Here is a 6,315-nt window from a genome sequence, read left to right as displayed (position 1 = left end):
GCGGACCGCGCGCCGCGCACCGCGCCGCTGGCCCCGGCACCGGTCCGCGGCCGCACCGGCGGCAACTGACCGCCAGGGGACTCGCGGGGACGGTACGCACAGCCTCTCCCCCGCGTGGCCGACGGCCCCGGCCGCTCCTTCCGGAGCGCCGGGGCCGTCGCCTTGTCCGGGTCCGCCGCCGGCCGCTCAGCCCTTCCAGCTGCGGGTCACGGAGCCGTCCTTGACCTCGAAGTTCAGGCGGCCGCCCAGGTACTCCATGGTGATGATCGCGCCCGGCGCGAGCGAACGGACCGTGGTCCAGCCGTGTGCGCGGGCCCGCTCCTCGGCAGCCTGCCGCGCCAGCCCGACATAGCTCTCGGGGTCGTCGTCGGGCTCGAAAGGGGAGTTCGGTACGGGTGCCATGACAGCCACCGTAGGCGTACCGCGCAGCAGGTGGAAGGGCCGGGGTGCCATACGCGCGTACCCGTCCGGTCCTCCCTTGGTCACACTTCTGTCACAGCATGACAGCGCGTGTTTGCCCTCGATTCCGTCACCCGTACGAGCCGGGCACTGCACCAACCGGGTGGGAATCGAGGTCGGCCTGATTTCAGCCTTGATCGCCCGTCGTTGACCGCCTCCGGACCCTCCCGGAGCAGCCGGAATTAATTCCCCGTCAGCAGCCGTTTATTCCTTCCTTTTTACGGTGTCCGACATCCCGGAAATGCGCCGACGGCACGCCGCCGCAGCATATTTCGCGAGCATCCGTGCCGGTCGGCGGGTTTGACTCCCCCGCCGTGCGGTACTCGCTGATGCCGAGGAGCCCATGGGAGACAACACAGCGAACACACCGGACAAGAGCAACAACCAACGAGCGGCGTCCGCCCGCCCCAGCACACCCGAACTCCTGCGGTCGGCCCGGGAACAGCTCGCCGAGCTGACCGGACTGAACCCCGAGACCGTGTCCCGGTTCGAGAAGACCGAGGACGGCTGGGTCCTGGAGACCGAGGTGCTGGAGCTCGCCCGGGTCCCCGAGACGATGAGCCTCATGGCGTTGTACGAGGTCTCGCTCGACCCGGACGGCATGCTCACGGGCTACCGGCGCGTCAGCCGCTACGAGCGTGCGAGAGGAAGACCACAGTCATGACCGTTGTCCCGGCACAACAGCAGTCCGGGGGCGGGGGCGGCACCAGTGGCCTCTACGACGTACTGGAGCTGATCCTCGACCGCGGCCTGGTGATCGACGCGTTCGTCCGCGTCTCACTGGTCGGTATCGAGATTCTCAAGATCGATGTCCGTGTGGTGGTGGCCAGCGTCGACACCTACCTGCGTTTCGCCGAGGCCTGCAACCGCCTCGACCTGGAGACCGGCGCCAACAAGAGCCCCGGCCTGCCCGACGTCGTCGGCCAGGTCACCGAGTCCGGCGCCAAGGGCAAGTCCAAGGGCGCGCTCTCCGGCGCGGCCGAGACCTTCGCCGAAGCGATCGGCTCGGGACGCGACAAGGCCGAGAGCGAAGGCGAACCGCAGCGCAGGCCGCGGCGCACCACCTCCCGTAAGAAGGAGGAGAGCGAGTGAGCACGTACGTCTACGGCATCGCCCGCGCCGACCACCCGAAGCCCGAGCAGGAGATCCTGGGCATCGGCGACCCGCCGCGCCCGGTCCGCATCGTCCGCCAGGGCGACCTGGCCGCGATCGTCAGCGACTGCCCCGACAAGCTGCGGCCCAAGCGCCGCGACCTGCTCGCCCACCAGCACGTACTGACCGAGGCCGGCGCGGACGGAGCGGTACTGCCGCTGCGCTTCGGCTCGCTCTCCGACGACGACGAGGCGGTCCAGGCCGTCCTGACCGAGCACGCCGAGCACTACAAGGCGCAGCTGGACGACCTCAACGGGCGGGTGGAGTACAACGTCAAGGCCGCCCACCGCGAAGAGGACGTCCTGCGGCGGGTCCTGACGGAGGAGCCGGAGATCCGCGCCCTCAACGAGGCCAACCAGGCCTCCGGCGGCGGCGCGTACCAGCAGAAGCTGCGGCTCGGCGAGCTGGTCGCCAACGCCGTACGGGCCCGCGAGGTCGCCGACGCGCACACCGTGGAGGCGGCGCTGGTTCCGAAGGCGGAGCAGTCCTGCCCCGGGCCCGAGGGCTCCGGCTGGCTGGTCAACCTGTCGTTCCTGATGCGGCGCGAGGACGCGGCCGCGTTCCTGGACGCCGCCGACCGGCTCGGCGCCGACCATCCGCACCTGGAGCTGCTGGTCAACGGGCCGCTCCCGCCGTACAGCTTCGTCCGCCCGCTAGAGTCCGCCGCCGCGGAGTGACCGATGGGTCTGATCAAGGAACTGCTGCTGCTCCCGGCCGCCCCCGTACGGGGCACCGGCTGGGTGCTGCGGCAGGTCCTCACCGAGGCCGAGCGGCAGTACTACGACCCGGCCGTGGTCCAGCGCGAACTGCGGGAACTGGCGGAGCAGCTGGACAGCGGACAGATCGACGAGGCCGAGTTCGACCGGCGCGAGGACGCGCTGCTGGACCGGCTGGAAGAACTGCGGCGGCGGCAGGCCGGGGCGTGAGGAAGGACTTCCGGGCCGCCCCGGCCCCCGCGCCGCCCCCCGGAGCGGCAACCCCGCACCACATGGACATCACCGAACCGGACAGTACGAGATCCCCAGCAAGCATCGCGCCGGACGCCCGGGCCGTGAACAGGACGGCGGACGAGCGCGACCTGACGTGGAGGAGATCCCCGACATGAAGAACCGGCCGGCACTGGTGCTGGCCGTCGCCGGAGGCTATCTGCTCGGCCGCACCAAGAAGGCCAAGCTCGCCATCGGTATCGGCAGCATGGTCCTGGGCAAGCGCCTGAATCTGAGCCCGCAGCAACTGGTGTCCCTGGTCAACGACCAGATAGCCGCCAACCCGCAGCTCAAGGAGTTGCGCGAGCAGCTGCGCGGCGACCTCAAGGGGGTGGGCAAGGCGGCGACCGGCGCACTGGTCACCAAGCGCCTCGACTCCCTGGCGGACAGCCTGCACGAGCGGACGCTGAACGTGCGCGACCAGCTGGACGCCGGCGGGGCCGCCGGCAAGGCCGCGGACACCGTACGCGGCGCGACCGGCGGCGGACGGGACGACGAGGAGGCCTCCGGCGAGGGCGAGGGCGAGGAGAGCGCGTCGAAGAGCCGCGGCAGCGGTACGCGCAAGTCCGGGGGTGAGGGACGCGGCGCCGCCAAGAAGCAGAGCGCGCGGTCCTCGAAGGCCCCCGCCAAGTCCGGCGCCAGGTCCGGCTCCGGCTCCAAGGCCGCGCCGGACCAGCGCAAGCGGCCCGCGAAGCAGGCGGCCGCCGCGCCGAAGAAGACCGCCTCGGCCGCGAAGAAGACGGCCCGCGCCGGCACCCGCCGGAGCGGAGGTGAGGACCGTGGCTGACACGAAGTCCGGTGGCCCGATGGCCGCCGTCAAGGACACCGTGGCCGGCAACCCGGCCGTCGACCGCCTCAAGGAAGAAGCCGTCTCGTTCGCCGCCGCGCAGGCCCAGCGCCTGCTGGTGTCCACCGGCAAGCGGCTCGGCGAGGCCACCACCCGGCTCACGGACGTGGCCGAGGGGCGCAGCGACAGCCTGATCGGCCCGGTGATCAAGGACACCCTCAAGGGCGCGGTCAAGGACACCGCCAAGAACTCCGTCAAGGGCGCCTTCAAGAAGCTCACCGGCGGGCGCAAGGGCGGCGGCGGCAAGGGCAAGTTCGTCACGATCAGCGAGGACGTCGACGTCGGCGTGCCGGTGCGCGAGGCGTACAACCAGTGGACGCAGTTCCAGGAGTTCAGCACCTTCGCCAAGGGGGTGCAGGGGGTGGAGTCCGCGGACGACACCGACTCCAACTGGCGCGCCAAGATCTTCTGGTCCACCCGCAGCTGGAAGGCGCACACCACCGAGCAGCTCCCCGACGAGCGCATCAGCTGGACCTCGGAGGGCGCCAAGGGCACGCTCAAGGGCGTCGTCACCTTCCACGAGCTGGCCGCCGGCCTCACCCGGGTGCTGCTGGTCATCGAGTACTACCCCAAGGGCCTGTTCGAGAAGACCGGCAACATCTGGCGGGCGCAGGGCCGCCGCGCCCGGCTCGACCTGAAGAACTTCCGCCGCTTCGTGATGATGCGGGGCGAGGCGACCGGCGAGTGGCGCGGCGAGATCCGGGACGGCGAGGTCGTGGTCGGCCACGACGAGGCCGTCGAGCGCGAGGAACAGGAACGCGACGAGCAGGGCGAGGATCAGGACCGCGCCGAGCAGGACACCGAGGGCGAGGGCAAGCCGTCCGAGGACGCGTACGAGGAGGAGTCCGGCGACGACGAGGAGCCGGACGCCGAGGACACGTACGACGACGAGGACGCCGGGGAACCGGAAGCCGAGGAGGAGGACGCGGACACCGAGGCGGCCGCCGAGGACGAGGACGACGCCGCTGACGAGTACGAGGACGATGCCGACGACGCCGACGACGACGAGCCCGAGGACGCGTACGACGACGAGGACGCCGCGGACGCGTACGACGAGGAACCGGCAGACGCGGAAGACACGGCAGACACCGAGGACGCGGAGGACACGGAGGACACCGAGGACGAGCGGGAGCCGGAGCCGGCCCGATGAGTTCCCAGGTTCCCTCCCCGTACGGCTCGAACGGCGGCGCCAACCTCGCCGACATCCTCGAACGCGTCCTGGACAAGGGCGTGGTCATCGCCGGGGACATCCGCATCAACCTGCTCGACATCGAGCTGCTCACGATCAAGCTGCGGCTGATCGTGGCCTCGGTCGAGCGGGCGGAGGAGATGGGCATCGACTGGTGGCGCGACGACCCGTCGCTTTCCTCCGGTGCCCGGCGCCGCGAACTCGCCCAGGAGAACGAACGGCTGCGCGAGCGGATCGCCGCCCTGGAGGGCGACCAGGAGCCGCGAGAGGAGATCACTTGAGTACGCACGGCGCCGGGCTGATGTACACCTACGCCGTCGCCCGGGCAGGCTGCCGACCGCCGGACGGACTGCTCGGCGTCGCGGACGCACCCGTGGAGACCGTCACGGAGGGCGCGCTGTCCGCCCTGGTCTCCCGGGTGCCGGCCGCCGACTTCGAGGAGGAGGCGCTCCGCGCCCACCTGGAGGACATGGCGTGGCTGGAGCGGACCGCCCGGGCGCACCGCAGCGTGGTGGACACCGCGGCCGCGGAGTTCTGTGTGCTGCCGCTGCGCCTGGTGACGGTCCACCGCGACACGCGCGGGGTCCAACAGATTCTCGCGCAGCGCGCCGAGGAGTTCCTGAGCGCGCTGGTGAGCCTGGACGGCCGGATGGAGTGGGGCGTCAAGGCGTACGTCGAGGACGCCGGGGCCGCCAAGCCCGCCGTTCCCGCGGGCGGTTCCGCCCGCGAGGCGGCCGCGGACGGCTCGGGCCGCGACTTCCTGCGCCGGCGGCTCGCCCACCGGCAGGCCCAGGAGCAGAACCAGCGGCGCGCCGACGAGCTGGCCCGCGCCGCGCACGAGGCGCTGGACAAGTTCGCCGAGCGCAGCCGGCTGCACCGCCCGCAGGACGCCCGGCTGTCCGGGGTCAGCGGCCGCAACGTGCTCAACGGGGCCTATCTGATCCCCCGCGAGCAGGCCGGGACGTTCGCGGGCCTGGTCGGTGAACTGGCGGACCGCAGCCCGGGTTTGCGGATCGAGCTGACCGGTCCGTGGGCCCCGTACTCCTTCGCGCAGCCTCCGCAGCCCCCGGAGGCGGGCGGGGACACCGGGACCGGTGCGCCATGACGTCCCCGGTGGCCGGCCCGCAGCCGGACAATCCGCTGGCCGAGCGGCAGATCGCGCTGGTCGACCTGCTGGACCGGCTGCTGGGCGGCGGCGCGGTGATCGTGGGCGACCTCACCCTGCGGATCGCCGAGGTGGACCTCGTACGGATCGATCTGCGGGCCCTGATCAGCTCGGTCAACGACAACGTTCCCTCGCCCTTCGAGGAGTTGGAGCCGTGAGGTCCGTGTCGGGGTCCGAGGAAGCCGAGGAGGAGGTGGCGCCGTGAGCCGGCGTGTGGAACTGGACGAGGACACCGTGGAGCGCGACCTGGTGCGGCTCGTGCTGACCGTGGTGGAACTGCTGCACCAGCTCATGGAACGGCAGGCGCTGCGCCGCGTGGACCAGGGCGATCTGTCCGAGGACCAGGAGGAACGCATCGGTCTGACGCTGATGCTGCTGGAGCGGCGGATGGGCGAGCTGTGCGAGCGGTACGGCATCGGGAAGGACGAACTCAATCTCGACCTCGGCCCACTGGGTCCGCTGATGCCCCGGGAGTGAACCCCCGCGCCGCGCCCGGCGGCCCGCCGCAATGATCCGG

The 6,315-nt window shown here is 71.6% G+C and carries 11 protein-coding genes; 10 read left to right on the top strand and 1 reads right to left on the bottom strand.

Annotation, left to right across the window (positions count from 1 at the left end):
- Nucleotides 1-186: 186 nt before the first annotated feature.
- Nucleotides 187-402 carry an I78 family peptidase inhibitor gene (locus JXZ78_RS33420; protein WP_030019470.1) on the bottom strand — a complete coding sequence of 72 codons (216 nt, stop codon included), beginning with the start codon at nucleotides 400-402 and terminating at the stop codon, nucleotides 187-189.
- 400 nt (nucleotides 403-802) lie between these two features.
- Between JXZ78_RS33420 and JXZ78_RS33415 the strand changes: the two genes are divergently transcribed.
- From JXZ78_RS33415 to JXZ78_RS33370, 10 genes are all read left to right on the top strand, one after another.
- A complete protein-coding gene (locus tag JXZ78_RS33415; protein ID WP_030019469.1) occupies nucleotides 803-1,123 on the top strand; it encodes a gas vesicle protein GvpO in 321 nt (106 codons plus the stop codon).
- Nucleotides 1,120-1,551, top strand: coding sequence for a gas vesicle structural protein GvpA (locus JXZ78_RS33410; RefSeq protein WP_030019468.1), 432 nt, complete (start codon nucleotides 1,120-1,122; stop codon nucleotides 1,549-1,551). The genes JXZ78_RS33415 and JXZ78_RS33410 overlap by 4 nt, the downstream gene beginning before the upstream one ends.
- On the top strand, nucleotides 1,548-2,288 hold the full coding sequence (locus tag JXZ78_RS33405) for a GvpL/GvpF family gas vesicle protein (RefSeq protein ID WP_030019467.1): 741 nt from the start codon (nucleotides 1,548-1,550) through the stop codon (nucleotides 2,286-2,288). Before JXZ78_RS33410 ends, JXZ78_RS33405 begins: the two co-directional genes overlap by 4 nt.
- A gap of 3 nt (nucleotides 2,289-2,291) precedes the next feature.
- Nucleotides 2,292-2,537 (top strand): gas vesicle protein GvpG, encoded by a 246-nt coding sequence (locus JXZ78_RS33400; protein ID WP_030019466.1) that lies wholly within the window; start codon nucleotides 2,292-2,294, stop codon nucleotides 2,535-2,537.
- Between the two features lie 175 nt (nucleotides 2,538-2,712).
- On the top strand, nucleotides 2,713-3,384 hold the full coding sequence (locus JXZ78_RS33395; RefSeq protein WP_030019465.1) for a hypothetical protein: 672 nt from the start codon (nucleotides 2,713-2,715) through the stop codon (nucleotides 3,382-3,384).
- Nucleotides 3,377-4,594, top strand: coding sequence for an SRPBCC family protein (locus JXZ78_RS33390; protein ID WP_238783537.1), 1,218 nt, complete (start codon nucleotides 3,377-3,379; stop codon nucleotides 4,592-4,594). Before JXZ78_RS33395 ends, JXZ78_RS33390 begins: the two co-directional genes overlap by 8 nt.
- On the top strand, nucleotides 4,591-4,914 hold the full coding sequence (locus JXZ78_RS33385) for a gas vesicle protein (RefSeq protein WP_030019464.1): 324 nt from the start codon (nucleotides 4,591-4,593) through the stop codon (nucleotides 4,912-4,914). The genes JXZ78_RS33390 and JXZ78_RS33385 overlap by 4 nt, the downstream gene beginning before the upstream one ends.
- Nucleotides 4,911-5,738: a GvpL/GvpF family gas vesicle protein gene (locus tag JXZ78_RS33380; RefSeq protein ID WP_238783536.1), complete on the top strand. Its 828-nt coding sequence runs from the start codon at nucleotides 4,911-4,913 to the stop codon at nucleotides 5,736-5,738. The genes JXZ78_RS33385 and JXZ78_RS33380 overlap by 4 nt, the downstream gene beginning before the upstream one ends.
- A complete protein-coding gene (locus JXZ78_RS33375) occupies nucleotides 5,735-5,956 on the top strand; it encodes a gas vesicle protein (RefSeq protein WP_050502327.1) in 222 nt (73 codons plus the stop codon). Before JXZ78_RS33380 ends, JXZ78_RS33375 begins: the two co-directional genes overlap by 4 nt.
- A 43-nt stretch (nucleotides 5,957-5,999) precedes the next feature.
- On the top strand, nucleotides 6,000-6,275 hold the full coding sequence (locus JXZ78_RS33370) for a gas vesicle protein K (protein ID WP_030019461.1): 276 nt from the start codon (nucleotides 6,000-6,002) through the stop codon (nucleotides 6,273-6,275).
- The last annotated feature ends 40 nt before the right edge of the window (nucleotides 6,276-6,315 follow it).

Source organism: Streptomyces monomycini, assembly GCF_022271435.1.
In the GTDB taxonomy this organism is placed as follows: Bacteria; Actinomycetota; Actinomycetes; order Streptomycetales; family Streptomycetaceae; genus Streptomyces; species Streptomyces monomycini.
This window is presented reverse-complemented; position numbering and strand designations above follow the sequence as displayed.